Source organism: Candidatus Nitrosopumilus sp., from assembly GCF_965263415.1.
Lineage (GTDB): Archaea > Thermoproteota > Nitrososphaeria > Nitrososphaerales > Nitrosopumilaceae > Nitrosopumilus.
The window spans coordinates 1,466,634-1,492,094 of record NZ_OZ253671.1 but is presented as its reverse complement, the minus strand read 5'-3'; the positions used below and the strand labels follow the sequence as shown (position 1 = coordinate 1,492,094).

Here is a 25,461-nt window from a genome sequence, read left to right as displayed (position 1 = left end):
ATTTATTCTGAAATTATTTGAAATGAAACTTCAAGTCTTAATGTTTTATCAAGATGATCCAAAAAAATGCACAGCTGCTAAAATGGTAAAGTTTGGTCTTGCTCAAAGTATTAAAAAAATTGGTACTAAAGGATTAGTTTTGGATCCTTTCTCAAAAAATACTTTGATGCCAAAAGACAAATCATCAGTCAATTCTATTGTTGGAATTGACTGTTCCTGGAATTTAGCTGATCAAGCATTTTCAAAAAAATTCAATGGAATAAAGCGTAAACTCCCACCGTTACTTGCAGGAAATCCTGTAAATTATGCAAAATTAAATAAATTAACCACTGTTGAAGCATTGACTGCGTCTTTATTCATTTTAGGACAAAAAGAACAAGGGTTGGAATTACTTGAAAAATTCAAGTGGGGGCATACTTTTTACGAATTAAATCAAAATCTATTTGATGAATACTTGAAATTAGAAAATGAAGAACAAATTGAATTAATTCTCAAAGATTATGGCTTATTATGACGTTTCTTTAACACAATAATAATTCCTGCAATTATTACTATTGGGATTATCCAAATTTCATAACTTGTTTGATTTTCAAAAAATTCTACATCTTCAGAAGAACTATTTGGTAACTCTGTTTTTATTTCTGTTACAACGAAACTTGTTTCATAAAAATCTGGTTTGAGAACTGAATTTGATACTGCAAAAATCTTTACATTGCCTGTACCTGTTTGTAATTTTTCTGAAATTTCTGAATCGATATTGATGCTAATTTTATCTTCGATCATACTAATTGATTGTGATGAAATCATTTCTCCTTGGTTATTTGTTAGAAAATACAAGATTGAGTCTGTATTTTCAGCCTCGATTACTATTGGAAATTCTTCTCCTTTCTTGACTACACTTTCCATTCCCATTTCTGTAATTATTGGAAATTCAGGATTTTCAAATTCAGACCAACTCCCAATCTTAAACGGATACATTTCATCTTCAAATGCATTTATTGTAATTGTTCGTGATTCTGGTGCATATGATTCTAGATAAAATGGCCCGTTACTAATTATTGCATGATTATTTTCTTCAATCCAACCTATTGATGAATCAAATCTTTCTTGAAAGTATTTTGGAGATGAATTATTTTTTTCTAATGAAACAGGTATGTGATTTGAATCTCTGAATTCTTGCAAATAATCTTTGATAAGATTTGCATCATTTGGAATAATTAATGATAACCAATTTACATTCTTACTTGTTGCCCCTGATCTAGAAAATGATACTTTACCATCTAAAACTGCTTTTTCCATTGCAGCAGATATTTCCCAAGGTATTGTATTCCAAATAACTGCCCAATCAGCTATTTCTCCTTCATCAAAATGCCAATAATCTACATAAACTTCGATGGTATTTTCATCGATTTGATTTACTCCAATTATTGTTTGAATATTTTGAGCAGCTCTTGGTGTAAATTCTGTATCAAACGTTCGATCACTTTCATCTGTTTGTGTTCCCCATTCAATTGTAAAATATAGAGAATGCATGATATCATTCATGTCTATTTTTTGACCATTATGCCAATTTCCAAAATTAAAATCAAAAATGACTTTACTTTTAGCTGCTGTATCTGGTTTGATGTTTTCCCATTGTTGTGAACTTGGATTCCATATTATTGCATCTGTTGGAACTGTTAGATTTCCATTTGGTCCTGCAGTTTCTATCTTCCAATTTGTTCTAACTGGAAATGTTTCTCCTGTAAATGGATGCTTAAATGTTCCAGGATCTGATATTACTCCCCAAATATGTCTACTATAACTATCAGTAAAACCCATGATTGGATTCCATGCCCCTTGATAGATTTGTTTGACTCCAATCACTAATTCTTCATTTTGACTTTTTGCATTAATAGGAGTAAACCTACTAGGGACTCCTGCTCCAAAGTCATTTACCACTCCACTCACTTTTTCATTTACCACATACTGATCAATTTTACTTGCCAAAAAAATTCTCACAGATTCGTTGATTCCTTCCACAACTGCTTCTTGAATTAACAATGATCTGTTTTCAGCAGTTTCAAAATCACCAGTGTATATTTTTTGAGTTAGTTCATCTATCTTTGTATTTTTATAATTCCAATATGATGGATCGTTAAATCCTGGCATGTTTGAAAACCATGGAGAATACATTTGACTTGGTCCTACTGAATCATATTTTACAAATGCTGAACGTGCCCACCCTTCTGTATACAAATTCCATTTCAAATCTGATGGGTTTGAACCATATACCACAACAAACGCTTTATTCAAATCCCCAAAATCCTTCTTAACTGAAAATCCAATTTTCTCTAATTCCACTGCCAAAATTTCTCCAATTGATTTTCTAACTGGATCGTCACTTCTGATAAACATCCTAATTTCTATTGGATATTCATCTATGTGCCATTTTTCATCTATTTTTATTGCGCCTTTTTCTTTTAGAACATTTGTAATGATTTCTTGAGCCAATGCAGGATTGTATTTGAAATTAAATTTCTCCAATTCGTTTAAAATTGTTAGATACTCTGGGTCAGAAGGTCCGTAATAGGAAATTATTGGTGAGCCGTATCCTCCCATCAATTCATTAACAATCAATTTCCTATCCACCAAATAATTTAGAGCAAATCTGATTTCTTTTATAGAAAATGGATTAAATTTTTCTGCTTCTGCAGGATTAACTAGGATGCTATATGATCCTCCTGTAGAATCAAAAACATGTAACCCCTCTCTATCTTGAGTATTTTCTAATCTATCTGAAGAAATTCTATAATAATACATGTCGAGATTACCATTACGAACTTCTTCTAATGCTGTATTTTCATCCAAATATTGGATAAATTTTATAGAATCCATAAACACATTTTTTTCTGCAAATACTTGATTTGTTCCAATAATAACAATTGAAAGAGCTAGTATGACAACTAGCAAATTTCTCATATCAATAATTTAAGAGGCTTATAATAAAACCTATATCATAATGCCCTATTCTTTATTTCTTAAAACCTAAATTCCTTTCATGATTCATGAATTTAAATTGAAAATAAATTCAAAAATGATTCTTGGACTAAAAGGAATAATTCCTGGAGGTGTTTCTACAAAAGATTTTTCAGCTGTGACCAAAATAAGCATAGACGAATCAAAATCAATTTTAGATGAATTTATCAAAAACAATATAGGTTCAAAACAAGATAATTTTTATTATTTTGAAGACGGGGACAAACTGAAGATAGCAATATCTTTACTTGAAAAAGGATTACCTATTGATGAAATTTCTATTGCCTTGGATTGGAAAGACTTTGAAGGGTTGACTGCAGAAATACTCTCTTCAAAAAATTTTGCTGTAATGAAAAACATGATTTTGACCAAACCTCGAATGGAAATTGATGTTGTGGGGATTAGATTAGGTGTTGCTATACTAATTGATTGCAAACACTGGAAGCGTTACCATATGTCTTCTTTATCATCTGTAGTCAAAAAACAAATTGAGAGAACTAGACAATATGTTGCAAAGACTGAAGGTGCAATTGCTGTGCCTGTTATAGTTACATTATATCAGGACAAAGTTAATTTTATTGAAAATGTACCTATAGTTCCAATCTTTCAGTTCTCCTCATTTGTTGATGAATTCTATGGAAATATTGATCAGATGAAAACTATAGAAAAAGACTAGTTATGAAGAATATTACTCCCCCAATTAGGAATCCCTTGGTGATTTTTAATGAATTATCTAATGCCTTTGAATAATCTTCATAAATTCCCTGCCCCATCACTTTAACTTCTGTTTCATTTTCTAAAATTTCAAATTTTGCAGTTGTAGTGTTTGATTCAGCATTATTTGCAATTTCCAAATACCATTTTGCAAGCTTATCTGCACTTGTAATTAATCCTAGTTGGTAGTACCCATTTCTGTTTCTGGCTTTAACTGGTGCATAATGAGTATCTGATGTACAAATTTCAAGTAGTTGAAGGTCTTTTTTTGCAAACAAGTCTATGATCTTTTCTCTGACTCCATTTTCCATATTGTTTGCATCTGCCCATCCTAGAAAGTATTTTTTATCATTAATCTTAAGACACACTATTCCTAACCCTCCCATTCCTAAATCTTCAGTCCACACATCCATGTCATCTGAATTTGCATATCCAAATTCAATTGGAAAACTATCTTTTGTAATTAGAGTATCTAAACAAGACTTTGCAGCTTTGAGCATATCTTCTCCATCCTCATTTGAAATCTCTTCTCCCATCGCATTGTGGCAATCAACAATTAGTGGTTTTGAATAATTTCTATTTTTAGCATATTGCTCAATGTCATTTTTCATGTAATTTGGAATATCTTCCATTCCATGCGGTGATAATGACAAGAATAGTAACGGATTCTTTCCAAAAAGCAACCCAATCACTCTTGCTTTGTTGATTTGCACAGTTACTGGTTCTGTGCATTGCAAACCCTCTTCTTTGACTTTGCTGTTTTCAAGATTCTTTAGATAATTTTCAACCTCATTTTTTGATGGTAGATTTAGTGCATGATCTGAAATACTGTGCATTACCATGGCGGATGATGATAAATTTTTGTAAATCAGATATGGTATATTGCTTCCCCCTACTGGATGATATGGGCCTGGATGAATTTCAGGTAAAACCATTCTGAATTCTTTTCCTCCATTATTTGCAGATAATCTAATTTGTGATGTTGCAACTTTGGTTTCACTAGAGCGTTGTTCCATAATTTCTTCTGCTTCTGTATGATCATTTTTCTGTGATGCAAGATATGCTTGAATTGTTTTATGAGTGCTCTCCATTCCCGGTCTTCCTGCCCTATCTGTTAGAACTGACCACACACTTGCAATTACCATAAATGAAATTCCATAAAACAATGTCATTGGGTCACTAAGCATTGTGCCCCACAAATCTTGTGGAACTAAAACTGCAAACATTGCCAATGGCTGAACAAAGCAGATTGCCCATGCTCTCTTTAGACTCACTCCAAGTGTTGTAGTGTAAATTCCAATTCTAAAACTTGCAAAGAGAAACATTCCAAATGTTACAAAGAATAATGATGTCTCTTTTGCTAGAACAAAACTTGCTAGTAGTCCTAACAACACAGTTGCAGCCCATAACATGTTTGCAAATAATGAAGAATGTAATGACTTTGAGTACTCTTTTTTCTTTGTAAATTGTGTGTCTAGTAACTGTGTTAGAAATAGTACTGTAATCACTGCAGGTATTACATACCATGTTTCCTCAATATTCTTTCCAAAGTATCCCAAAAGTGTTGCAAGTGAAATTATTACTGCAACTCCTAATGATACGAATAATGAAAAGTAATGTGATGATGGATTAACTAGTGTAAGGGAAAACCTATTGTGAATATTTGATACGTCGTCTGACTCTTTTTCCATTTCCTATTCAGGGAGCTAAAAAGATATCGATTACCCATGAAATTGAAATTAAACTAATAGGAATTGATACTACTATTCTTGGATCTATTTTGAATCCTTTTGTCTCATCCTCAAAGAATCTCATGAGACCTCCACTTGATGCTGGAAGTGGTGCTGATTTCTTATCTGCCATTCTAACTCGAAAACAAGGATTTTGACATAAATACTTTTTTGTTGACTAACTGCCTTATCAAAGATCAATTTTTGAACCTTTGTATGTTCATACATCCTGTGATTTTTTTATAAAATACTTAATCTTCTGTTAACATATTTTTGGATTATTTTTTACTTGTTTTCTTCAATAATATGTAATTATGAATTCCCTCGTCTTTAGGAATGGTCATTTTTTTAATTCCTAAAATACATGAAAATAAATTGCTGTAAAATGAATATTTTCTCAATTCTCCTTTTTTGTAAAGATAGAAATTTTTGTAAACTATGTCATCAAACGATGATACGTCTAAACAACTTAAGCCTAATTCTTGTAATTCTTGAAAATTTTTTCTGCTCATACACACATTACATCCCTGTGTCCAAATTTTATGTTCTTTTCTAAAGTTTGATTCTGGATTAATTGTTGCTATAAATAAAATTCCATCATCTTTTAACATCAAAACTATCTTACGTAGAATATCTATCGGATCTTCAAAATAATATAATGACTGATTAATTGAAATCAAATCAAATTTTTTTTCAGATTTAAAATTTTGATCAAAAAATTTTTTTTCAATTGAATTTGTAACTCTATTTTTCCAAGTTTGACTGTCTGATTCAATTCCATATGCATCAACGTTTGATTTTTTTAGCAATAAAACAAAATCCCCATATCCGGTACCTATGTCTAAAGAAGTTTTAAAAGAAAAACTTGTATTTTTTTTGAGATATTCAATATAATGTTGACTAAGCAGTTTGGAAATTTTTTTTTGAATATTTATTTTCATTTTGTTTTTAGCTGCAATTTGAGGATGTTTATTTTCTTTAACATTTTCAACAAACAAACATTTACAGTTTTTACAAGAAAAAACTTTTCCCCCATTAAAAATTTCAAGTTCTGTATGATTACAAAGTTTACATGACATATCTTTTATTTTTGAAGCATAATTCATAAATTTTTCTTTTTTATTTTCTCCAATGCTTCTAATAATGAATTGACTGATTTCAGGATTTCTTGTTGTTTTGTGTAATCTTTTTCCCCTTCAAGTTCTTTTGATAAAACAGCAAGTTTTTTTTCTAATGTTTCTGTTAGTGATGATTTAATTTCATTTTGGTTAACTGTTGGGGTCTCTTTTTTTTTAGGCTCTCGACCACAACTTATGCATAATGCGTGACCGTCTTTCATCACTCTTACTCCTTTACAATATGGACATGGTTCACTGAGTAATGTTGCTCCTTGCAACAACATTTCTGCTGCTTTTTTTGTAAGATCTTTTGACACTCCTCTTTCTTGAATTTTCTATTTAAAAAATCCAATTATTTTCAAAAATATCGTATTTCAAACAAGGCTTAATAGTGCGTATAATTGAATTTATTCGAACGAATGGCAGTAATTTGTAATACTTGTGGTCTTCCTGAAGATTTGTGTGCATGCGGTGAACTTGCCAAAGATAGTACCAAAATTATAATTCGATTAGAAACCAGACGTTTTAAGAAAAAAGGTACTATGATTGAAGGACTAGATCCTAAACTAAATAATTTAGAAACCGTTGCAAAAGAACTCAAAAGCAAGTATGCATGTGGCGGAACTGCCAAAGAAGGTTACATTTTCTTACAAGGTGATCATCGTGACACCATCAAAGACACTCTAACTGATCTAGGCTTTGCTCATGAAAGTATTGAGTTACACTAAAGTAAATTGAAAAATCAAAACAAACTACTCCAAACTGTTGGTATTCCTTTTACTGCACTACTATCTGTAATCTTTGGATTACTTTTAGTCTCTTTTCCAATAGGAATATTTGTAATTTTTGAAAGTGATATTGGAGGGGATATCAACTATGACTTTCCTGTAACTCATTTAGAATTATTTGAAGGAACTTCAATGTACCAAACTGCATCTAATGTTAGTATTGGTGATGTTTTTGTTGTTTTGTGGATTTTCTATGTTGTCTTGTTTGTAATTGCAATCTTGGGACCTAAAACTGGATTCTTAAAATCATTTACTTCTATCATATCTTTTGGAAAGTATGATGATACTTCAAACTACATGGTCGGTGTCACAAAATGGTTATCTATTCTAGTTTTAGTTTCTGTATTGATTAATTTTGTACAAGAACAGTTTGGAATTGTTACTGTTCCGCCCCTTGATGATAATGACTTGATGCAATTTTTCTATGTTTCACTTGCACCTTTAATAGAAGAGATTGGATTCCGTTTAATTCTCATTGGAATTCCTTTATTTGCACTTTATTCTAGAAGAACTTCAGTAAAATACTTCTTCAGATGTTTGTGGTCTCCTAGAAATCTTGACATTTATGATTCAAAAAAGGCAATTTTCTTGATTGTCTTTGTTGGGGTCTTGTTTGGGTTTGCACATATTGCATTTGCCGAATCTTGGACTGAAGGAAAATTTGCTCAAGCCACAGCTGGTGGAATTATTTTAGGATGGGTCTATCTTAGGTTTGGATTTGTTGCATCTTTGTTGATTCATTGGGCAACAAACTATTTCATATTCTCTTATGCATCTTTTCTATCTCAGATTAACTCGATATCTATTGAGAATGCATTCTCTCATTCATTGATGTCTACTTTGGAATTGTTACTTTTAGCATCAGGAATGCTATCTGTAGTAATGTTGTTTTTGCATAGGTATTATTCTAAAAAAGAACCTTCTCTAGAGGTTTAAGGCTACTTTCAAGCCTTTGTATCTGTTCCTGATAGTTACTTCGGTAACTCCTGCAGCCTCGGCTACATCTCGCTGTGTTTTGTTTTCACCATTTGTTACACATGCAACATAGAGTGCAGCAGCTGCTAACCCCATCGGATCTTTTCCTGCTGAAATTTTATTCTCTTCTGCAGTTTGTAAAATCTTTGTTGCTTTTCTTTTTGTTTTCTCTGATAATCCTGCTTTACTTGCAATTCTTGAAATACATTTGATTGGATCCACTACTGGCATCTTTAAATTTAATTCTCTTAATAATAACCTGTAACATCTTGCAATGTCTTTTCTTTTGATATTACTTGCTTGTCCAATATCTTTCAATGTTCTTGGAGTTTCAGTATCACGACATGCTGCATACAATGCTGATGCAATTAAAGCTGAAATGGAACGTCCTCTGACTAATCCTTTCTCTAATGCTTTTCTGTAAATGTAAGCTGCTTTTTCAATAACTGCATCACCTACTGCTAATTTGTCTTTGAGTCTATCTAATTCACTAAATGCTTGTCTAAAGTTTCTATCTACTGGTTCATGAACTTGACTTCTACTATCCCAAGTTCTTAATCTTTCAATGGTACTTTTCATAGAAGCTGTTAATGGTTTTCCAGTAGCATCTCTGTTTTGAGGATTAATTACAGTAGCTAATCCCATGTCGTGCATTGCAAGTGACGTTGGAACTCCTGCTCTGCTTTTGTTTTCTCCTTCGTTTGAAAAGGATCTCCATTCAGGACCTGATTCTTCAACTTTATCTGTAATCACAAATCCACATTTACCGCAAAAATTCTCACCAGTGTTTGCATCTGTTACTAGTGTGCCCTTTCCACATCTTGGACATCTGTCCTTTGGATTTACCGTTTTAACCATTTTTTATATCTCCCAAAACCTTTTATGATAATATTTAACATTTTCTAAATCATTACTTATAAGTCTGTTGGTGATCGGTACTGTAAAGTTGGTGGCTCTTGACTAGAAATCCTCTTTCTGTCAAAAGTTAGCTCTTTTCTAAAAGAGATAATGGATTTATTTTCATTATTGCAATTTTAGGATTATCTATTTTTGTACGATTTTTTATTCCATTATCTACTATTGAAAAAATTATCTATTTTGTATTTGTGCTCGGCATAGTTTTCATAACTATAGAAAAAATTATCAAAAGATCAGATCCGATTTAAATAAAATCAATAATTGCCTAGTTTGTTGGAAGATTCTATTTTACCATCTATTTATTTATCAATAGCAACAGGAATTTTTACTGCGGGGTTTGGTGCATACAAAGAAACACGGTATCTTTCAGTGTATTCTATTTTTGTCACCATTGGAACTGTAATAATTACAATGTTGTTTACATCAACAAGTTCAATTAGTTTCTATGTGTGGTTGCCATTTTCTATTGCAGGTATTCTAATTATCATAAGAGATGTAAGAAAACGTGCCAAAAATAAATACATAGCATTTTTGTTTGGTTCAAAAACGATAGGTGGTGTAACATTGTTTTTGGGTTTAACAACTAATGACTTTGTAATGTCAATTTTTGAACCAATTTACTCAACAGTTTCAGAAATTAGTGGAGTGGAATTGTTAACTGGTTTAGATTTACAAATCACTGTACACATAATTGGTATTTTGATAATTCTAACTATCATACACGTGACAGGTAGAATTATTGGAGTGTTACATAAACACCATAAGTTTCTTTTTTAATCTGCTTTAACTTCTACTTTCTTTCCTTTCAGTACAAATTTAACAAAATCAGGATCACCCAATGCTTCCATAACAGGTTTGGGAACATATGCCTGATAGCCTCTCGTTTTATGTTTAGTTACATGTACTGGAAACTCTGTCTCATCTTTTTTCCATTTAGGCAATAATCTATTTCTGTTAAACTTGTATTTATTTATTCCACGTGGATAACATAATGTTTATTTACCAATACATTCTATATATCCACGTGGATAAAGAAAACAACCCAAGAGAACAAAGAGGAATTGAGATAGCAAAGAAACAAGACCAAATCAAAAGACTAGATGAGAGCACCTACAAGGTAAAATCTCAAAATTATGTTAGAACCTACAATGTCATATCCACAGAACAGGGATGGATTTGTGACTGTCCAGACCACACGTACAGACATTTGTGTTGTAAGCATATTCACGCAGTAGAATTTTCAATCAAAATGCGTGAACGTGTAAGAAAGGAAAACTCTGTAACCATTGATCAAATCGAATTATCAACTTGTCCTAACTGTGAATCTGTTAATTTTATCAAGAAAGGAATCAGACACAATAAACATGGTGATATTCAGAGATATGCCTGCAAGGACTGTAAAAAATGGTTTAATTTCAATCTCGGTTTTGAGAGAATGAGAGCAACGCCTCAAATAATCACATCTGCGATGCAGTTGTATTTTACAGGTGAATCATTAAGAGGAATACAGAAATTTTTGAGATTGCAAGGAATTGAGGTATCACATCAAACTATCCATAATTGGATTAAGAAATACACAAAATTAATGAAATCCTATCTAGATAAGATAGTTCCACAAGTAGGCGACAAATGGAGAGCAGACGAGGTTTATGTAAAAATCAAAGGGGATTTGAAATATCTATTTGCCCTATGTGATGATGAAACAAAGTTTTGGATTTCAAAGGAAGTTGCAGACAGAAAACAGGGACATGATGCAAGAGGATTACTACAACAAGCAAAACAAGTTACACAGACAAAGCCACGAGTTTTCATTACTGACGGATTACAGTCATATCAAATAGCAAGTCAAAAAGAATTTTGGGCACAGGACAAAGGACAAAGAACAACCCACATCAGACACATTCACCTTACAGGCGACATGAATAACAATGCACAAGAAAGATTTAACGGTGAATTTAGAGATAGAGAAAAAGTAATGCGAGGAATAAAGAAAATGGATTCAGTAATGTTTGATGGTTACCAAATCTATCACAATTACATCAGACAACACATGAGTTTGAACAATCAGACACCAGCAGATAAAGCAGGGATTAAGATTAAAGGAAATAACAAATGGATTACGTTAATTCAAAATGCGAGTAAAAATGAAATTAAATGATAAAATAACCGACAGATCTATTAATGCCAAATTAGACTCTAAAGTAGGATTGAATAAATAATGGGTGCAGAATCAATTTTAAAAATTGCAGGCATCATCATATCTCTTATTGGTGCGTTATTGTTGATATTGGGCATATCTAGTTTTATTTCAATAACATCAACCACAGAACCAAATGTGGCACAGGTTGCTATGGGGGCAATAATGCTCGCTGTCGGATTCTTTCTAACTAAGATAAGTGATTAATTTTTTACATTATCAAAAAAGTGGTTGAGATAACAAGTAAGACACACCTATTATCAAAATAATAAAACCAATTATCAGCATAATTTTACTGACATCGTTTGCATCATCAGTGTTTTCATTTTCTGATGTAAATATATCTGCAAAAGTATTGGTTTTTTTACGTGTTAATTTTCTTCTTCTCCAATAATTTTTAGTATCTTTAGATAGCGAGTATAATATTTCAAATACTGCGGATAAGGCAAAAGGAGTAATCAAAACAATTATGATATTTCTAGAATTGTTAACGGTCTCAATTGCTGTTTTTGTTATTTCTGAATTTTGCCATTCTGTCATTCTATCTGCCAATTTACTGATTTGTCCTTCCAACAAAGTGATATTATATTGTGTGTCTTCAATCTGTTTTTGAATATGTTGTTTATCAAATACATTAGTTGTTTTTCCCAGTTTGTTTTCTAGTTGGATTAATGTGTGTTTGTACCCATCAAGTTCCAATTGTTTTGAAAATATCTCATCATCAAATTCTATGAATTTGGCAACTAATGGATTTGTAGATAATGAAGAAATTGTCAGCAATATCAGAATGCCTGCAATTATAGTTGCATTAACTTGAAGAACATCTCTACTTTTTAGATTTGCCATAATATTTTGATTCCATTTACTTATTTATCAGATCTTTAACATAATTTTCTATCAGTATTATTTAATTACAAAAAACACCAATAATTATCATGATTTGTAAAACATATGGTCTTGAAATGGAAAGAATCTCTCAAATTTTTGTGAAAAATGAAGGTGAGAAAACAAACACAAGAGCACCAATGTCTTGGAAATGTCTCAACAACCATTATCATCATGAAAAATATGATAATTTGAAATGAATAAGAGCAAATTTTTGACAGGGAGAAGATTTTGTGCTGAGATCCGATAACTTTACAGAATCTGGTGATCGTATCTAAAAAACGGCTATTTTCTAGGTATTTTTTTAATTTTGTTACGGTGATTCTAAAATCTGTTTAATTTTTTCAGCAATGTGTGGTTTCTCTTTTTGTTCTAAAAGGAATTTCAAATCTTCAGCATTGTCAATATCCCACATTATTCTCTTGACAAACACCATTGCAACATTTAGTGTATGTTCTTTTGCAGTACTCATGTGAATCTTGTAACTGTCTTCATCATAGTGTGTTTCCATCAAATCAATTGGCATTCGAACAAGAGCGTTGGTCCCATCAAATCTTCTTGATGGAACAATTATTGCAAAATTTGGATGCATTTTGTAGTTTAACATAAAATCAATGTCTTGTGTTTTGATGTATGGTATGTCTTGAGGAAATACCATTGATGCATCAAAATTATTTTCTAATAGATACTTGTCTGCAAGTGCGACTGCACTATTGACACTCTCTTCTTTCTCATCAATTATTGTATGAACTTTGAATTTTTTTCCAATCTCAATTGCTTTTTCTTCTTTTGTTACCATGACCACTTTGTCTATTTGGGATGAAATTGAAATTGTTTGTAGAATTTCTTCTAACATAACTTTGCATAAATCTTCAATTTTTTGTGGAGGTAAATCTAAACGAGTTTTTGCATTAGAGAAAGTCTTTACAGGAATTATTGCAGCTATTTTCAAATTATACGTGTACTTGTTTTAGGATGAAATTTGCTAATGCATCTTCAGCTAGTTTATTTTTCATAGTAATTTTTGTTTCAAACACTTTCATGTCTAAACTTTGAATCTTTTTTGATAGCATTCTATCTTTAGTATCTATGATAATGTTGGAGCATACATCTGAATACATCTTGGCTAAACCATATGCGTTTGACTCTATGCCTGCAGCCTGCATGTATTTTGCTGCAGGACCACTAATTGCATTGTCTCCAATTAATGGGCTTATTGCCACTACCTTTTTCTTGATTTTTGATAACTCTTTTCTAATTCCTTTAATCTGAAGCATTGGACCAATTGATGTTAGTGGGTTCCCTGGAGCTAGAATTACCATGTCTGCATCATGAATTGCATTTACTGCTTCAGGATTTGGACGGGCTTTATCTGCTCCAATGTATTGAATTCCTTCAACTGGATCTTTTCCTCTATGCTTTACCCAATATTCTTGCAAGTGTAATTCACCTTTGTCTGTGATGATTCTTGTTTCGATACTGTTGTCAGTTACTGGAATAATATTTGCACTAACTGCAAATTTTTCACACATCCATTTTGTAATGTCGCTGAGATTCTTTCCATTCTTTAACATGTTTGTTCTAATCAGATGAGTTGCAGCATCCCTGTCTCCAACTCTAAACCATGTCTCTTCTCCAAATACCTCCATTTGACGCAAAAAGTTGAATGTGTCTTTCTTAATTCCCCAACCTTTTTCTGGATCTAGCAAATCTGCTAATCCATATACGATTGTGTCTATATCTGGACATACATAGAGTCCATATAACCAATAATTATCTCCGACATTACTTACAACATTGACTTTAGATTCTTGAGATACTAATCCTCTGACTAGTTTGACTGAACCTGTTCCTCCTGCTAAAACTGTAATCATACCATTTTCTCCTAAAACTGCAAAGTCTGCATCGCTTACTCCATATTACTTTTTCAAAAAATTGCGATCTTTGTTTTGGATAAGTTTATTACTGCAAATAATTGCTTTCTAGATCGTGTCTAGGGTAGTCGTTTTAACCGTATTACTTGCTGGTCTTATCGTTGTAGGTTCTACAGGTACAGTTTTCGGTGCCCAAATGGATGCAAGAATTAACCCAAATAATGAGACTTCTCCATTTAAGATGAATTACCAAAAAACAGTATTCATTGAATATCCAAATGGTGGAGAACTATTTGATGTCCTAAGAGGTCAAGAATGGACTGTTGAAGGAACTGCTGATTCATCAGATCCTGGAGTCCAAGATTTAATGAATCAACTTAATCAAAAAATTAAGTCCGATGGCAGTCAAGCCCAAATTTCTGACTTGACAGTCTCTTATGATATTCACCTTAAAGCAAGAAACATCAACACTTCAGTTGATTATAGAGTAATTCTTGAAGGAACTCTTTCAAACTATGTAATTACTCAAGACTCTCAAAAAACCTTGGTTGATTTAGGTTGGAGAGGAATGTCTGCAACTGAAGATATTGTAATTGATGGACACGAACTTAATTTCCCAATTAGTATTTTACTTGAAGAAGAACCAGAAGCAGCCGCATTTTTTGTAGGAACTGAAGCTGAATCTGTTTTAGAAAGAAACCTTATTGATGCTAACTTTATCTTAGAACAACCATTAACAAACTGGCACTTTTTGTTTGACCCAACTGGTATCAATGTTGATGCTGGAACATTTGGTCTAAGTGATGAGATTGCAGGTTATGTTGTTTCTAGTTGGACTATGGGTGAAAGTAGTATCAGAGAAGGAAGACAAGTAGAAAGAGTCTTTGAAGCCGAAGTTATGGCAGACCAACTATATGTTGTTAGAAGTGTTCAATCATCCGACCAAGGAAACTTGTATGCAATTGGATTTGGTGCTTTAGATGTTTTTGATGGTGTTGAGATTGCAGGTGTAACTCCAACTCCTCCAGAAGATTATGCTACTACGTCAACAGGTGATTTTCCTGTTATGATTATTTATGGAATGGCAGCAATTGCAGCTATTGCAGGTGGTGCATTCTTTATGTTTAGTAATCGTGCTCTCAAGAATGAAAAGGCTGGTCAACAAGGAATTTCTCCTGATAGACTAGTCGGTTATCAAACCAGTTCTTCATCTGGTGGTTATCAGACCAACAGAGGTGAAGCCCAGTTAGCAGATGGTTCTGATTATCAACAAACAAGAAGTATGTATGAGGATTCTTCAAACACTACTCAAAGTCCTCCACCACAACCAGAAACCACAACTCCAGCATCTCAAGAAGCAGCATGTGGATGTGCCGCATCAGCTGAGATGGGTTCTGAATGTGATTGTGAAATGCAAGGATCTTGTTTATGTGATGCAAGTTGTCCATGTAATGCAGATATCTGTAAAGAAAATGCTCGTGAAATGAGTTAGATTTTTAGAAAAATCTTTTCTAGTTTTTACTATGGGATTTTTATCAAATTTCAGAAAAGAATTACAATCTGCAAAAGCAAGAAAGACAGCTCAGATTAACGGTAAAACTCTCAAAGGATTACTAAAGACATTCAAAGAAGAAAGAGATAGAATTGAAAAAGAGACTGGAACACGTCCTGAGATTGATGAGACGACCCAAATGTATATGCAAAAAGTTCTGAACGTTTGGATTTCTGAAGGAAAAAATATTGATGAAGAAAAATTTTGGAGAGAAGTAGATTACAACAGACAGTTTTCGCATCCAGTTGAATATTACGAAATTAAAAATTAAAAAATGTGTGCTGGGAGTAACCCTCCTTCTGTTTTCACGATATTTCGCTTTGCAGCCTACCTGAACTTAGTACAGGAACTTACAGTTCTGTTTGGCTTTGCTCCATGTGGGTCGGCTTTTTTCATTCCTTTTATGGAAACCTCAGGTTTTCACCATCATCGTGCGCCATATTGGATTTTTTTCTGCTCCGTTGCCAATCATCTCTGATTATCTATCTCCAGATCACATATCCTGTATGGAGGGAGGAGTTTCCTCTGCCGTAGCAGCGTGTCGTGCTCCAGCTCACATAACTTCACTTTTGATTTATTGAATTTGAATATTCCCTTAGATTTTTGTGCCTATTATGAATAATGTTCCAAATTCTCTCTTCCATTTTTTTCTACTCTTCAAATCTTTGATGTGTTTTGTTTTCACTTGGAATCCCACATTTTTGAAAAACTCTCTCCATTCTTTTTTTGAATGCAGATGCATTTGGATTTTCATAATATCTGCCCATCTTGCGGTTGCTTTGTTATCTGTGTAAAAATCAGTACCACAAAAAAACTGTCCTCCGGGTTTTAGTAACTTGAATATTTTTTTTAATGCATCCTCTATGGAATCTGAATAGTATAATGTCTCCATTGAAAAAACAAAATCAAATCTCCCTCTATATCTCCAAGACTCAATGTCTGTATGAACAAACTCTTCTTTCTTATTATCTATCTTCTTTTTTGCTTGTATGATCATTTTTTTACTTTTGTCAATTCCTATTGCTTTTTTACAATTATTCTCTTTTGCAATCTTTCTTACGACCCAACCATTTCCACATCCTACATCAAGAAAAGTAAATGGCTCATCAAATTCTATTCTATCTAAAAATTTTGATACATTTTTTCCATGCTCTACTTCCATTAATTCTGCTCTACCATTTTGAGCCCATTTATCAAATGTTCTTCTAACACCATCCATGAATTTTGTTTTTTTAATTTACATTATAATCTTCGTCTTACTGATGATTTGGATGAATAATTCCTACGTGTATCTTATATTCAAATTTCACAAACATTGTTTGAATAGAAAATGCCTGATGAATCTTGTAGAAAATGCGGTGGAAAATTAACAGAATATACAAAGTGTACTCATTGTTTGAAACCTAATGGTATGATTTGTCAAGATTGTGCTTTATGTACTACTGAGCAATTTCATTCAATTTGTGTGTCTGTGGAGACAAACCAAACCAATACCGTGTCCTTTTTCAAGTCTGCCAGCTGCTCTAGAGTAGTTGCCATGGCTTGATTATCAATACAAGATTTGTTGCTGATGATTACTGCCTAAGTCTTAAGTATCATGAGCCTCGGTTTTCATTTTGTGAGGCAAATTCCAATTGTTTTGTGTCTGTCTGTGATTTTACTGATGCCTGTATATGCTTCAGCTCAGAGTGCTGATAGAATCACTATTCTTGATAACTTTGGAGATTATGAACATGGAGAGCCTCTATTTGTTTATGGGCAAATAGCAAATCTTGTTGATGATTCCTTTTTGATAATGCAAATCATAAACCCTCATGGCGATCTATGTCAAATACAACAATTGGTGCCCCAACAAAATGGTGTGTTTCTTACTGATGTAATTCCATTAAAGGGTAGAATATGTGGACTGCCTGGTGAATATGAAATTAAATTATTCTACGGTGACTATGCAAAAACTACCAAATTCAATGTCTTGTCTGATCTTTATTCTGAATCAAACAGTGAACAAAAAATTCTCTTAGCACAAAATTTGGTGTCTGAACATGCATCCGTGATTGGTGAAACATTTGACATTCCAAATCCTGTTTCTGAGATTCCAAACACTTTGTCTGAATTAAAATCAACATATGTAGATTTGTGGGATGAATTTTTTGTTGATGAGTTAATTTTTGAGATAAATCCTTTGATACGACCTGCTGTTATGAATTCTTTGGATTCTGTACAGGAACTCTTAGACCAAGATGAGATATCTTTTGAAATTGCAAAATCTATTGAAAGAACAGTTTTTGAAGCAATATTTTATTATGAAATTGACGACAAAACAACTGCAATAAATTTACTATCTGATATTTTTGTAGATATTACAAATGTAAATCCTGAAAAGACTGTTTCCCCACGTGCTCCCTCTTTTGATGAATTAGAAGAAACTCTGCTAAACTTGATGAAAAAATCTGATACTGTTATGAGTAAATCTGTAAAAACTGAAATTGGTTTTATTTTTGCACGAGGAACTGCTCCTATTTACTCTGATGAAATTACTGAATTAATTGACGTTCTTTCAAAATCAAGATATCTCGATATTGTATCACGAAAACAAAGTGATTTGTATAGGCTTGTCAACACTGCATGGGAATCTACAAAACCTTCCCTTACTGAAAAAGAATCTATCTCCGAATTACTTGAGTCTAGTAATCGTGTATCTGAATTACACCAGGCAGCAATTATCCTAAAGGATATGGCTGATGTTGAAAGATTTGTCTCTTCAGATTCTGAAGAAAATACTGATCTTGTTAATATGGTAAAACCTGAATGGGATGATTTAGAATCTAAACTAGTTTTAGCAACCTCTGTTGATGAAATCTTAGAATCTGAATCTGAAATAAATCAAATGGTTCAGATTATTGAAATTTCTTCTAGACTGGGCAAGATAATTGAAATTTCTCAAATCAGTAATGTCAATTCTGCATTAACATCTGATTGGGAGTCTCTTTTAGAAACAGTTGAAAATGCTCAATCTGTTGATGAAATCTTAGCAGTTGTATCTGAATTTGATGCAACTATGACTGAACTTAGAGAAAAACGTAATCCCTTGGTAGTATTGGAATTTGAATACAAGAGTATGAAAGAAAAAGCAGAACTACAAGCTGACTATCAAAACTTGTTCTTAATTAATAATGCTTTGAAAATATTATCTACTGCAAAAGAAATGGAATCTGGAAATCCATCTATTACTAGAATTGACAGAATTGAAGTCTTACTAAGTTGGGTAAGTGAAAAAGCTCCTCAAATCAAAGAAGATTTAGATTCTTATGACAAAGATGCTTTTAAGATTAAAGCAAGTGATATTTTACAAAGAGCAAAATCTCTTGAAAATCTAGTTGAACTAAGCCTAACTAAAAATAAATTCTTACCTGGATACATCGAATTTACCGACAAACTTAATGAAAAAATAGATGATGTAAGAGACTTGGTTATCCAAAATGATCTTGAACAAGCAGACCAACAAGTTCGCATATTATTTGATGAGTGGACACTTGTCTCACAGAAATATGTTGAAGATCCATATGGCTCTGATGTTGGATATGATGTTGATGAAATCAAACGTATTGAATTTCGTGAAAGACTAAAAACCTATTCTGATATGACTTCTACATTTTACAACAATGACTTTACAAATCATGTTGATGGATATAATCAATTAATGGAAGATGCCTATGAACTAATTGATCTTGGCAATTTTGTAGATGCTGAATCTAAAATAACTGAAATTGGAGATTTTCTTAGCGATTATCTGGTTTTAAAATCTCCTAGCATCATGTATGATATCTCATATGACAATGAAAAAGACATTTGGATTGTAAATGGCGCTACTGAAAAATCTCGATTTGATTACCGTGAAAACTTGTATGTTACAGTATACAACATGGATGGCACTCTTCACAGTAATATGGAATTTACTGATACTAGACAGGGAAACTTTTACACTCAATGGGTTGCTCCTGCAGAACCAGGACTATATGTTGTAATGTTGCAATACAAAGATTCCAAAGCCACCCAAATTGTTCACATTGAAGAAGAATTTGAGTACACATACAATTCTTCAGATTTGAATATGGTTGATTTGGCACGTGAGTTTGAGGAACTAGAATCATTTGCACAAAAATTTGGTGGTGAAAACTTTGATAATAATTCTAGATTTACATCTGTACTTACTGAGATAAAGGTTGGATTTGATGACAAGAATGCTGAAAGTGTAGGTAACAATCTTGCTGAATTACGAACTATCATTGAGCGTTATCTTCCAATACGAAATCCAAATGCTCCAATTGAAGCAGCATATGGTGGAGGTGAACTAGTTATTAGTGGACGCATTCTCAAGACCGTTCAATTTAGTGAAGATCTCTTTATTGACATCTATAACCAACGTGGAGAACGTGTAAAAGAAATTGCTCTAAGAGATGATCCGACTGGACTATTCAACGAAGTGGTGTCCCAGCCATTTGAAAATGGTGTTTATGTTGTTCAATTACAATATCATGATTTGATAGTGACTGATTTCTTCAAAGTGCCTTGATTAACTCTTACCTTTGACTAGGTTGAACAATTGTCGTACTGCTAGTTTTGGATGACTAGTTGCAAGTTTTAGCATATTGGATAATCCAAAGTCTGCTTTGATGAAATCTAAGAATTCTTCAGGTTTTAATTCACTGATAATATCTAACTCCTTGTCCCAATCCTCATCTGTTAGTCCAATCCATCTGTCTTGTACTTTACCTGCTGATTTTATTTTAGACTCAATTGCTTTTTTCCAATTATTTTCATATTCTGATAGTTTCTTCTCTGATGTGTCGTTACCTTTGATTGCATTTGATGCAACTTCTCCTGCTATCTTTCCAAATTTTATTGCATAACGTATTCCTTCAAGGACTAATGGATTTGCTTGTCCTGCTGAATCTCCAACTAAAATCAAATTATCATAAACTGTTTTTCTTGAAAGCCCGTCATTTGGAATTAATCCATAATGAAATTCTATTGGTTCAATTTTACCCAAATCTGCAATTGGACCTTCTTTGTTTTCAATGAGTTCATTTAGTCTGGCAGTTGGGTCTATTGGAGAATCTGGTTTTCCAATGCCTACACCAATTCTTGCAATGTTATCTCCTAATGGGAAAATCCATGCGTATCCTGCAGGTGAGTATTTTTGTCCAACCATTAACCACCATGTATCTGATTGAACATGTTCTACTTTTGCTTCGTATTCTGCACCTGCTCCAAACCTTTCCCATTGCTCTACAAATCCCATTGATTTTGCAACTATTGATTGAAATCCACTTGCATCAATGACTACTTTACCGTAAAATTCTACTTCATTTTCATTTTGAATTGCTTTTACTCCACTTATTTTTCCTGATTCATCTCTGATTGCAGATTTTACAACTGTATTGAGAAAAATTTTAGTGCCTTCTGTTTCTGCTTGAGTCGCTAACCATCGATATGTTTTTCTGACATCAAGTACTGCAGAACGAGCAATCTTATCTCCAATACTTACTTTGTTATTTGGTGAATAAAATTCAAAATTCTTTACTGGGTTGTAACAGTCATCTGGGATTCCAAACTCTTTGATATTTTTAATCCATGTAACTCCACTGGTTCGAACTGATTCTGCAATTGATTCTTCTTTTTCAATCAGTGCTACTTTCAATCCTTCTTTTGAAGCAGCATGTGCAGCTGATGATCCTGCAGGACCTCCTCCAACAATAACTAAATCAAAAGTATATGACAATTGGTTTGAATCAATAACATCTAGGATATAATTTTGAGGTATTCGGAATTATTTTTTCAATACAGGCACACCGTTTGAATCATTTTCTCTTTCAGAATCAAATGTTTGCATATGTGCTGGATCTCTGTGCATGTAACTATGTGTTCCTCCTTCTTTTCTACAGAATTTTGAATGAATTGTTTTTTCTACTTCTAATGTGGTCTCATTTTCATGAAATGACCTTTTTCCACATTCAGGGCATGTCCATTCAGGCATGAATTTTGTCAGTATCAAATCTATTTAGATGTATTGTACCTGTGTGCATTTCTAAGATGTAATGAAACATTCAAAATATTTGTTCTTTTTACCTTCCTGATCCGAAACTTTAGATGTTAAAAAATCTCTTATTTTTCATGGATGAATCTGAAATCTCATCTTTTGTTATGTGGTCTGGAATTACTGCAATTCTAATGCTTGTCACTGGCTTGAGTTATCGTGCATATATGAGGAAAAGGAATCATGAGATCTCTTCATCTTGAAAAAAAAGGCTTACGTGGATTAGCAATTGCTGAGAGCTTTAAACAAAATTCTATAAAATCTGTTCTTGCGGGAGTTGTAATGCGAAGAGATTTTGTTATAGATGGATTTGTCTTTGGCAGTGCAACTTTGGAAGGAAATGATGCAACTGATACAATACTAAAAATGTATGATGACTTGAATAGGCCTGACATTAGTTATGTTTTGATTTCTGGATTAATTGTTTCAATGTATAATATTATTGATATCAAAAATTTATCTGACACATTACAAATTCCAATTATTGGGGTATCTTATCATGATTCATCAGGAATTGAGGATTCACTAAAACATCACTTTCCAAATTCTTTTGAATCAAAGATACATGAATATGAAAAACTAGGTAAACGTGAAAAAATTACTCTAAACACCTCTTATGATGTCTACATTAGAAAAGAAGGATGTACATTAAATGAAGTAAAACACATTCTTGATGATTTAACATTACATGGTTCTGTTCCTGAACCAATTAGAGTATCTCAACTTCTGGCAAAAACATTACTTGAGAAAGGATTATCCTTCTGATGCTGTCTTTCCACCATCAACATTTAGAATTGTTCCAGTAACCCAACTTGCTTCATCTGAAGCCAAGTATGCTACTGCGTTTGCAACATCTTCTGGCTCTCCAACTCTTGCAAGTGGCAATCTCTCTTCTAGTACTTTTCTTGCTTGTGGATCATCAAGATATGGCTTGATTGAACCTGAATTGATTATTCCAGGATTAACACAATTACATCTTATGTTTCTTCTTGCATATTCTACTGCAATTGCTTTTGTAAACATTGGAATTGCAGCTTTTGTAGCAGAATAAACTGCTAAGTGTACCCGTGGAATTGCTCTTTCACTTGAGATAGAACCAATGTTTACAATTGAACCACTTTTGACATCTGACATTTTTGCCAAAACAGCTTTTGTCATATTGAATACTCCTAACAGGTTTACATCAATTAGTTTTTGAATTTCTGAATTTGCCATTTCATGAAAATGAACTGGATCATTAATTGCACCTGCATTATTTACAAGAACATCTATTTTTCCATATGTGTCCATGATTTGATTTATAGCTTGTAATGCTTGAGATTCATCTGTTAAATCACAAGTAATGGGTACTGTGGAATCTTCATTTCCTATATCTTTTCTTGCTTTTTCTAATCCTTCTAGATTCCTTGCAACAAGAACAACTTTTGCCCCCTCCTCAACAAATTTCTTGGCAATGCCTTTTCCAATGTCACTTGATGCTCCTGTAACAATCGCTACTTTATCGCTTAATTTCACAGTATAGTGTACTCGTAATAGCTTATAGAATTTTTGTTGAATTTCGTTCTTGATTATTTAGATTTGTTAATTCTTTTAATATATTCAATAATTCCAGTGTAATCAATACCTCCCAGTCCTTCATTCACTGCATTTTCATAAACTTCTTCTGCTTTTTCTATCATAGGTAATTTGATTCCAAGAGATTTTGCTGCATGAGTCATTGTAGTGATATCTTTTTTGAGATTTTCAAGTGTAAATGTTGGTTCGTATTTCCCCTCTATCATCTTAAATGCCTTGTTTTTACTCATTCCCGTTTTAAAATAAGTAGAGTTTAGAATTTCAAGAAAAATCTTAGGATCTACATCTGCTTTTTTGACCAGTGTGATTCCTTCTGATAATGCAAGTGCCAACATTGTGATTTGTAGATTCATGGCTAATTTTACAGAGTGTGCAACTCCTTTGTCCCCTAAGAAAAAGACTTTGTTTGCAATTTTCTCAAAAATATTCTTACATTCTTCAAAACTTTCTTTGTTTCCTGATACCATCATGACTAAATCTCCTGTAATTGCAACATTAGGTCCACCCATAACTGGAATGTCTAATTTGTTAATGTTGAATTCTTGAAATTTTTCTGAAATATTTTTTGATTCTGAAGGGTCTATGGTGCTCATATCTGCAACAATCAGTTTTTCATTTTCTCCATTGACAATTCCATCTTCTCCAAAGGATACTTGCTTTACTGCATCTGCGTCTTTTACTACAATGATTAGTATATCTGATTTTTTTGCAACCTCTTTTGGAGAATCTACAACTATTGCACCTTTTTCTTTTGCTTGAATTGTTTTGTCTTTGTTTCTGTTGAATACTGTAACTTCAAAACCTGAATCTAACAAATGTAGTGCCACTGCATTTCCTAGCATACCTAACCCTACAATTCCTATCTTTTTCATATTCTAATGACGCTCCTCATCTTCAATTTCCCAATGACCGTTCCCAAATCTTGTTGTTGCAAATTTTAATTGCCCTACTGTTTTGTCTCCTTTTTTGACTTTGGCAAAATCAAATTTTTTCATACTGAATACTTTGTCTTTTGGCTTGTATCCTCCTTCGATAACCTTTACCTTGAATCTTTTACTTGCCTTGATTATCATTTTTCTAGCAACTTGAACGTCTCCAATCCATGAAAACATCTCAAAATCTCCAAAATTTGTTGTAGATACAGTATATCCATACAGTCTAGCTTCAAGTTTTATTTTCTGAGATTTTGCATGTTCATTTAACCATGCAACTACTTCATCACCATGGCCTTTCTCTACTCCAAAAGTTTCTGAATCACTCATATACAAAAACCACAATATTGAACCATAATAATCATTTTCGACAATTGTTAAACTAAAATATTGATTTGGCTCAAAAAATTCATGCTTACAATTGACTGTACGGATGTATTATCCATTAAACATGAACTTGTAGTTTATGTGTCTGATCAAGTAGCGGCTATTCCGACTCTAAAAAATAACCAATTCACTCTGTCAACATTAGAGGATGATGAGGTAATTGATACAAATACTGTAATTACTGCAATCAAAGAATTTTTGGATTCAATTGGGGAGGGCCGAAACTTTGCTGTTATTGGAAATAATAACATGATTAGCATTACTTCTGTATCTGGAAAAGTAATTGAAAGAGAACCAACTCATCCACAAGAAATGTTTTCATGTTTCCATTGTGGTTTTGTAACTCAATATCAAGTTGAACTAGAAACTCATATGAAAATCCATTATCTCTGAATTTTTTTAAAAATTCTTGGTATTGTATTTCTTTTAATTTCTGGAATTTCTATTGCCATTGCAAAATTGTAATGAGGAAATATTTTCTTGTATTCAGAAATGTAACTTTGTGCAACATTATGTGTTTTAAAATTGACTCTAACTCCTTCTAGTTTGATTTCTTTGCCAAAAACATCATAAACTATGATTGAATGCTTGTCTGGTTTGATGTAGAATTTTGTACTACAATACCATGCAATTCCTAATATTACTACAAAAAACCCTGTCACAAATCTGTCCAGAATTTTTATCATATGTTGATTTTCAAC

At 32.7% G+C, this 25,461-nt stretch carries 31 protein-coding genes and 1 other RNA gene; 14 read left to right on the top strand and 18 right to left on the bottom strand.

Annotation, left to right across the window (positions count from 1 at the left end):
* Window positions 1-22: 22 nt before the first annotated feature.
* Window positions 23-514: a DUF367 family protein gene (locus ACQY22_RS09575; protein ID WP_428324459.1), complete on the top strand. Its 492-nt coding sequence runs from the start codon at window positions 23-25 to the stop codon at window positions 512-514.
* Here the strand turns inward: ACQY22_RS09575 and ACQY22_RS09570 are convergent.
* A complete protein-coding gene (locus ACQY22_RS09570) occupies window positions 499-2,961 on the bottom strand; it encodes an ABC transporter substrate-binding protein (protein ID WP_428324458.1) in 2,463 nt (820 codons plus the stop codon). The genes ACQY22_RS09575 and ACQY22_RS09570 overlap by 16 nt on opposite strands.
* A gap of 79 nt (window positions 2,962-3,040) precedes the next feature.
* Between ACQY22_RS09570 and ACQY22_RS09565 the strand changes: the two genes are divergently transcribed.
* A complete protein-coding gene (locus ACQY22_RS09565) occupies window positions 3,041-3,694 on the top strand; it encodes a hypothetical protein (protein ID WP_428324457.1) in 654 nt (217 codons plus the stop codon).
* On the opposite strand, the gene ACQY22_RS09560 is transcribed toward ACQY22_RS09565, so the two are convergent.
* The 4 genes from ACQY22_RS09560 to ACQY22_RS09545 all read right to left on the bottom strand — a co-directional run bounded on the left by ACQY22_RS09560 (window position 3,678) and on the right by ACQY22_RS09545 (window position 6,897).
* A complete protein-coding gene (locus tag ACQY22_RS09560; protein ID WP_428324456.1) occupies window positions 3,678-5,423 on the bottom strand; it encodes a DUF2070 family protein in 1,746 nt (581 codons plus the stop codon). The genes ACQY22_RS09565 and ACQY22_RS09560 overlap by 17 nt on opposite strands.
* Window positions 5,424-5,430: 7 nt before the next feature.
* Window positions 5,431-5,595, bottom strand: coding sequence for a preprotein translocase subunit Sec61beta (locus ACQY22_RS09555; RefSeq protein WP_428324455.1), 165 nt, complete (start codon window positions 5,593-5,595; stop codon window positions 5,431-5,433).
* 145 nt (window positions 5,596-5,740) lie between these two features.
* Window positions 5,741-6,541, bottom strand: coding sequence for a class I SAM-dependent methyltransferase (locus ACQY22_RS09550; protein ID WP_428324454.1), 801 nt, complete (start codon window positions 6,539-6,541; stop codon window positions 5,741-5,743).
* Between the two features lie 23 nt (window positions 6,542-6,564).
* Complete coding sequence (locus ACQY22_RS09545; RefSeq protein ID WP_428324453.1) at window positions 6,565-6,897, bottom strand: Sjogren's syndrome/scleroderma autoantigen 1 family protein; 333 nt, start codon at window positions 6,895-6,897, stop codon at window positions 6,565-6,567.
* A gap of 102 nt (window positions 6,898-6,999) precedes the next feature.
* On the opposite strand from ACQY22_RS09545, the gene yciH reads away from it, so the two are divergent.
* The gene (yciH, locus tag ACQY22_RS09540) at window positions 7,000-7,308 is read left to right on the top strand and encodes a stress response translation initiation inhibitor YciH (protein WP_428324452.1); all 309 of its coding nucleotides are present in this window, start codon (window positions 7,000-7,002) and stop codon (window positions 7,306-7,308) included.
* Window positions 7,309-7,314: 6 nt separating this feature from the next.
* Complete coding sequence (locus ACQY22_RS09535; RefSeq protein ID WP_428324451.1) at window positions 7,315-8,304, top strand: CPBP family intramembrane glutamic endopeptidase; 990 nt, start codon at window positions 7,315-7,317, stop codon at window positions 8,302-8,304.
* On the opposite strand, the gene ACQY22_RS09530 is transcribed toward ACQY22_RS09535, so the two are convergent.
* Window positions 8,293-9,201: a transcription initiation factor IIB gene (locus ACQY22_RS09530; RefSeq protein WP_014962921.1), complete on the bottom strand. Its 909-nt coding sequence runs from the start codon at window positions 9,199-9,201 to the stop codon at window positions 8,293-8,295. The genes ACQY22_RS09535 and ACQY22_RS09530 overlap by 12 nt on opposite strands.
* Before the next feature lie 333 nt (window positions 9,202-9,534).
* On the opposite strand from ACQY22_RS09530, the gene ACQY22_RS09525 reads away from it, so the two are divergent.
* Window positions 9,535-10,038 (top strand): hypothetical protein, encoded by a 504-nt coding sequence (locus ACQY22_RS09525; RefSeq protein WP_428324450.1) that lies wholly within the window; start codon window positions 9,535-9,537, stop codon window positions 10,036-10,038.
* Here ACQY22_RS09525 and ACQY22_RS09520 read toward each other — a convergent pair.
* Window positions 10,035-10,202 carry a hypothetical protein gene (locus tag ACQY22_RS09520; protein WP_428324449.1) on the bottom strand — a complete coding sequence of 56 codons (168 nt, stop codon included), beginning with the start codon at window positions 10,200-10,202 and terminating at the stop codon, window positions 10,035-10,037. The two genes, ACQY22_RS09525 and ACQY22_RS09520, sit on opposite strands and share 4 nt — an antisense overlap.
* 83 nt (window positions 10,203-10,285) lie before the next feature.
* Between ACQY22_RS09520 and ACQY22_RS09515 the strand changes: the two genes are divergently transcribed.
* Together ACQY22_RS09515 and ACQY22_RS09510 are read left to right on the top strand one after the other, a co-directional pair.
* Window positions 10,286-11,419 (top strand): IS6 family transposase, encoded by a 1,134-nt coding sequence (locus tag ACQY22_RS09515; RefSeq protein ID WP_428324448.1) that lies wholly within the window; start codon window positions 10,286-10,288, stop codon window positions 11,417-11,419.
* 60 nt (window positions 11,420-11,479) lie between these two features.
* Window positions 11,480-11,665, top strand: a complete 186-nt coding sequence (locus tag ACQY22_RS09510; RefSeq protein WP_428324447.1) for a hypothetical protein — start codon at window positions 11,480-11,482, stop codon at window positions 11,663-11,665.
* A 12-nt stretch (window positions 11,666-11,677) separates the two neighbouring features.
* On the opposite strand, the gene ACQY22_RS09505 is transcribed toward ACQY22_RS09510, so the two are convergent.
* Window positions 11,678-12,304, bottom strand: coding sequence for a hypothetical protein (locus ACQY22_RS09505; protein ID WP_428324446.1), 627 nt, complete (start codon window positions 12,302-12,304; stop codon window positions 11,678-11,680).
* Between the two features lie 89 nt (window positions 12,305-12,393).
* Here ACQY22_RS09505 and ACQY22_RS09500 point away from each other — a divergent pair, with 89 nt between their 5' ends.
* The gene (locus tag ACQY22_RS09500) at window positions 12,394-12,543 is read left to right on the top strand and encodes a hypothetical protein (protein WP_428324445.1); all 150 of its coding nucleotides are present in this window, start codon (window positions 12,394-12,396) and stop codon (window positions 12,541-12,543) included.
* Window positions 12,544-12,656: 113 nt separating this feature from the next.
* Here the strand turns inward: ACQY22_RS09500 and cofC are convergent, their stop codons facing one another.
* Window positions 12,657-13,295, bottom strand: a complete 639-nt coding sequence (cofC, locus tag ACQY22_RS09495) for a 2-phospho-L-lactate guanylyltransferase (protein WP_428324444.1) — start codon at window positions 13,293-13,295, stop codon at window positions 12,657-12,659.
* 1 nt (window position 13,296) lies between these two features.
* Window positions 13,297-14,217, bottom strand: a complete 921-nt coding sequence (cofD, locus tag ACQY22_RS09490; protein ID WP_428324443.1) for a 2-phospho-L-lactate transferase — start codon at window positions 14,215-14,217, stop codon at window positions 13,297-13,299.
* A 115-nt stretch (window positions 14,218-14,332) separates the two neighbouring features.
* Here cofD and ACQY22_RS09485 point away from each other — a divergent pair, with 115 nt between their 5' ends.
* Both ACQY22_RS09485 and ACQY22_RS09480 read left to right on the top strand, forming a co-directional pair.
* Window positions 14,333-15,709 carry a hypothetical protein gene (locus tag ACQY22_RS09485; RefSeq protein ID WP_428324442.1) on the top strand — a complete coding sequence of 459 codons (1,377 nt, stop codon included), beginning with the start codon at window positions 14,333-14,335 and terminating at the stop codon, window positions 15,707-15,709.
* Window positions 15,710-15,740: 31 nt separating this feature from the next.
* On the top strand, window positions 15,741-16,040 hold the full coding sequence (locus tag ACQY22_RS09480; RefSeq protein WP_428324441.1) for a hypothetical protein: 300 nt from the start codon (window positions 15,741-15,743) through the stop codon (window positions 16,038-16,040).
* A 5-nt stretch (window positions 16,041-16,045) separates the two neighbouring features.
* Here the strand turns inward: ACQY22_RS09480 and rnpB are convergent.
* Window positions 16,046-16,326: RNase P RNA component (gene rnpB, locus ACQY22_RS09475), an RNA gene on the bottom strand.
* A gap of 38 nt (window positions 16,327-16,364) precedes the next feature.
* Complete coding sequence (locus ACQY22_RS09470; protein WP_428324440.1) at window positions 16,365-16,988, bottom strand: class I SAM-dependent methyltransferase; 624 nt, start codon at window positions 16,986-16,988, stop codon at window positions 16,365-16,367.
* Between the two features lie 444 nt (window positions 16,989-17,432).
* Between ACQY22_RS09470 and ACQY22_RS09465 the strand changes: the two genes are divergently transcribed.
* A complete protein-coding gene (locus ACQY22_RS09465) occupies window positions 17,433-20,342 on the top strand; it encodes a hypothetical protein (protein ID WP_428324439.1) in 2,910 nt (969 codons plus the stop codon).
* Here ACQY22_RS09465 and ACQY22_RS09460 read toward each other — a convergent pair whose 3' ends face one another.
* Window positions 20,343-21,551 carry an NAD(P)/FAD-dependent oxidoreductase gene (locus ACQY22_RS09460; protein ID WP_428324438.1) on the bottom strand — a complete coding sequence of 403 codons (1,209 nt, stop codon included), beginning with the start codon at window positions 21,549-21,551 and terminating at the stop codon, window positions 20,343-20,345. It lies immediately after the preceding gene.
* A gap of 48 nt (window positions 21,552-21,599) precedes the next feature.
* A complete protein-coding gene (locus tag ACQY22_RS09455; RefSeq protein ID WP_428324437.1) occupies window positions 21,600-21,806 on the bottom strand; it encodes a hypothetical protein in 207 nt (68 codons plus the stop codon).
* Between the two features lie 137 nt (window positions 21,807-21,943).
* Between ACQY22_RS09455 and ACQY22_RS09450 the strand changes: the two genes are divergently transcribed.
* Together ACQY22_RS09450 and ACQY22_RS09445 are read left to right on the top strand one after the other, a co-directional pair.
* A complete protein-coding gene (locus ACQY22_RS09450; protein WP_428324436.1) occupies window positions 21,944-22,069 on the top strand; it encodes a hypothetical protein in 126 nt (41 codons plus the stop codon).
* Complete coding sequence (locus ACQY22_RS09445) at window positions 22,050-22,631, top strand: DUF99 family protein (protein ID WP_428324435.1); 582 nt, start codon at window positions 22,050-22,052, stop codon at window positions 22,629-22,631. Before ACQY22_RS09450 ends, ACQY22_RS09445 begins: the two co-directional genes overlap by 20 nt.
* Here the strand turns inward: ACQY22_RS09445 and ACQY22_RS09440 are convergent.
* From ACQY22_RS09440 to ACQY22_RS09430, 3 genes are read right to left on the bottom strand one after another with little or no spacing between them, the layout of a single operon-like run.
* Entirely contained in the window at window positions 22,620-23,381 is a 762-nt protein-coding gene (locus ACQY22_RS09440; RefSeq protein ID WP_428324434.1) for an SDR family NAD(P)-dependent oxidoreductase, read from the bottom strand. The genes ACQY22_RS09445 and ACQY22_RS09440 overlap by 12 nt on opposite strands.
* Window positions 23,382-23,434: 53 nt before the next feature.
* A complete protein-coding gene (locus ACQY22_RS09435) occupies window positions 23,435-24,313 on the bottom strand; it encodes an NAD(P)-dependent oxidoreductase (protein WP_428324433.1) in 879 nt (292 codons plus the stop codon).
* A gap of 3 nt (window positions 24,314-24,316) precedes the next feature.
* Entirely contained in the window at window positions 24,317-24,703 is a 387-nt protein-coding gene (locus ACQY22_RS09430) for a hypothetical protein (protein ID WP_428324432.1), read from the bottom strand.
* A gap of 81 nt (window positions 24,704-24,784) precedes the next feature.
* Between ACQY22_RS09430 and ACQY22_RS09425 the strand changes: the two genes are divergently transcribed.
* On the top strand, window positions 24,785-25,153 hold the full coding sequence (locus ACQY22_RS09425; RefSeq protein ID WP_428324431.1) for a C2H2-type zinc finger protein: 369 nt from the start codon (window positions 24,785-24,787) through the stop codon (window positions 25,151-25,153).
* Here ACQY22_RS09425 and ACQY22_RS09420 read toward each other — a convergent pair.
* Complete coding sequence (locus tag ACQY22_RS09420) at window positions 25,144-25,446, bottom strand: hypothetical protein (protein ID WP_428324430.1); 303 nt, start codon at window positions 25,444-25,446, stop codon at window positions 25,144-25,146. The genes ACQY22_RS09425 and ACQY22_RS09420 overlap by 10 nt on opposite strands.
* Window positions 25,447-25,461: the final 15 nt, after the last annotated feature.

Coding starts and splice junctions, on each gene's coding strand:
- ACQY22_RS09575 (WP_428324459.1), top strand. CDS start 23: ATGAAACTTCAAGTCTTAATGTTTTATCAAGATGATCCAAAAAAATGC.
- ACQY22_RS09570 (WP_428324458.1), bottom strand. CDS start 2,961: ATGAGAAATTTGCTAGTTGTCATACTAGCTCTTTCAATTGTTATTATT.
- ACQY22_RS09565 (WP_428324457.1), top strand. CDS start 3,041: ATGATTCATGAATTTAAATTGAAAATAAATTCAAAAATGATTCTTGGA.
- ACQY22_RS09560 (WP_428324456.1), bottom strand. CDS start 5,423: ATGGAAAAAGAGTCAGACGACGTATCAAATATTCACAATAGGTTTTCC.
- ACQY22_RS09555 (WP_428324455.1), bottom strand. CDS start 5,595: ATGGCAGATAAGAAATCAGCACCACTTCCAGCATCAAGTGGAGGTCTC.
- ACQY22_RS09550 (WP_428324454.1), bottom strand. CDS start 6,541: ATGTCATGTAAACTTTGTAATCATACAGAACTTGAAATTTTTAATGGG.
- yciH (WP_428324452.1), top strand. CDS start 7,000: ATGGCAGTAATTTGTAATACTTGTGGTCTTCCTGAAGATTTGTGTGCA.
- ACQY22_RS09530 (WP_014962921.1), bottom strand. CDS start 9,201: ATGGTTAAAACGGTAAATCCAAAGGACAGATGTCCAAGATGTGGAAAG.
- ACQY22_RS09510 (WP_428324447.1), top strand. CDS start 11,480: ATGGGTGCAGAATCAATTTTAAAAATTGCAGGCATCATCATATCTCTT.
- ACQY22_RS09505 (WP_428324446.1), bottom strand. CDS start 12,304: ATGGCAAATCTAAAAAGTAGAGATGTTCTTCAAGTTAATGCAACTATA.
- ACQY22_RS09500 (WP_428324445.1), top strand. CDS start 12,394: ATGATTTGTAAAACATATGGTCTTGAAATGGAAAGAATCTCTCAAATT.
- cofD (WP_428324443.1), bottom strand. CDS start 14,217: ATGATTACAGTTTTAGCAGGAGGAACAGGTTCAGTCAAACTAGTCAGA.
- ACQY22_RS09480 (WP_428324441.1), top strand. CDS start 15,741: ATGGGATTTTTATCAAATTTCAGAAAAGAATTACAATCTGCAAAAGCA.
- ACQY22_RS09470 (WP_428324440.1), bottom strand. CDS start 16,988: ATGGATGGTGTTAGAAGAACATTTGATAAATGGGCTCAAAATGGTAGA.
- ACQY22_RS09465 (WP_428324439.1), top strand. CDS start 17,433: ATGCCTGTATATGCTTCAGCTCAGAGTGCTGATAGAATCACTATTCTT.
- ACQY22_RS09455 (WP_428324437.1), bottom strand. CDS start 21,806: ATGCCTGAATGGACATGCCCTGAATGTGGAAAAAGGTCATTTCATGAA.
- ACQY22_RS09450 (WP_428324436.1), top strand. CDS start 21,944: ATGGATGAATCTGAAATCTCATCTTTTGTTATGTGGTCTGGAATTACT.
- ACQY22_RS09445 (WP_428324435.1), top strand. CDS start 22,050: ATGAGATCTCTTCATCTTGAAAAAAAAGGCTTACGTGGATTAGCAATT.
- ACQY22_RS09435 (WP_428324433.1), bottom strand. CDS start 24,313: ATGAAAAAGATAGGAATTGTAGGGTTAGGTATGCTAGGAAATGCAGTG.
- ACQY22_RS09430 (WP_428324432.1), bottom strand. CDS start 24,703: ATGAGTGATTCAGAAACTTTTGGAGTAGAGAAAGGCCATGGTGATGAA.
- ACQY22_RS09425 (WP_428324431.1), top strand. CDS start 24,785: ATGCTTACAATTGACTGTACGGATGTATTATCCATTAAACATGAACTT.
- ACQY22_RS09420 (WP_428324430.1), bottom strand. CDS start 25,446: ATGATAAAAATTCTGGACAGATTTGTGACAGGGTTTTTTGTAGTAATA.